Annotated in this window: 2 protein-coding genes; one reads left to right on the top strand and one right to left on the bottom strand. The window is 49.3% G+C overall.

All coding sequences use genetic code 11. The annotated features are described in order from the left end of the window. Window positions 1-361 precede the first annotated feature (361 nt). On the top strand, window positions 362-547 hold the full coding sequence (locus EA472_RS21800) for a hypothetical protein (protein WP_124193547.1): 186 nt from the start codon (window positions 362-364) through the stop codon (window positions 545-547). Window positions 548-572: 25 nt separating this feature from the next. Here the strand turns inward: EA472_RS21800 and EA472_RS21795 are convergent, their stop codons facing one another. Further along, window positions 573-1,046, bottom strand: coding sequence for a hypothetical protein (locus EA472_RS21795; RefSeq protein ID WP_124193546.1), 474 nt, complete (start codon window positions 1,044-1,046; stop codon window positions 573-575). Window positions 1,047-1,203 lie beyond the last annotated feature (157 nt).

Genomic DNA, 1,203 nt, shown 5'->3' with positions numbered 1-1,203 from the left:
CGTTGTGCGGGTGACAGCGACTCGAACTCGTCGAATACACGCGTGCACGACAAGAAGTCCGTAATCGGCATCATCCGTGTTCGCTACTGCCTACGTCACGATCCTACTTCAACGTTCAAAGCTGAGTTATTATAAAGGAATCGAGGATGCTATTGGAATTTCGTTTAACGGCAGTCATTGGTCAGTTGTCGGTTCAACATCTAAAACAATCACGCACACGAACGATGTTGAAGAAGACGGAGATATATCTTTCTACTCAGATAGTTTAGAAGATGGAGGTTTGGCTGCCACCGTTGAGTTGCCGGTTGATCACTATGTCCAGTCCGACCCCCGTCCACCAGAGACGACGGACGTGTCATTGATGACAGAGTTAGAGAGTTTGGACGGCGTAGCAGGTAATATATTTGGCTCCTACGTCCATAATGGTGGATCAGGTTCCATCAGTTCAATCTCGGGAGGGAGTGGACCAATTGGCGTTGAGTATTCTTTGACTGACGGTGAGATTTTTGACCTAACAGACGACGGCAACCCCGACCCATATATGTGATTATACACAGAACTTCACGAAGCCGTTAGCTCAGAAGTCTGCTTGCTGAGTCGTACTTAAGAACCCAAAGCAAGCAGACGGTGAAATCCAGGAAGAGCAGCTCCTTAACTTTCTCGTCAACGTTCTCACCGGCGTATTCTCGCTTTAAATCGGTGAAAACGCCGAGATCGATCCTGAAGAGATCTTCGAGGTCCTCGTCGGCGCTTAATGGATGAGGAAACTTTTGTAGGACATATTTGATGTATGGGTAATGGGAGACAGTCGGCGACGGAGGTGTCAGCGGCCGTATCGTCGGTTTCACGTCGGTCGGCTCGAGGTCGTCTAACTCGTCGGGATGAATGTTGTGCTGGCCACAAATCATGATCCGGCAGTAAGTCTGTTCCACCTCACCGAAGATTCGGACGTAAGCATCCTTTACGTCGTACAAGACGAGCGGTTCACCGTTGTGATTGTGGTTGAACCGTCGGATAGAGGGCCGACCTGTATCTTCTGTGGTCACTCGGTACAGGACAAGAACTGATCAGCATTCATAGGGATCAGCAGAGATACTCATAGATCCTCGGTGAGTGCAGCGTTGGGAGTTTACTCGTGAGATACGCTTTCAGTTCTGAGAGTGTTCGATAGAGTTTGTTGGCACGTCCCTCGTTCACTTGACG

It is taken from the genome of Natrarchaeobius oligotrophus, from assembly GCF_003841465.1.
Classification (GTDB): domain Archaea; phylum Halobacteriota; class Halobacteria; order Halobacteriales; family Natrialbaceae; genus Natrarchaeobius; species Natrarchaeobius oligotrophus.
The sequence above is the reverse complement of the archived record's forward strand: the minus strand, read 5'-3'. Positions and strand labels throughout refer to the sequence as shown.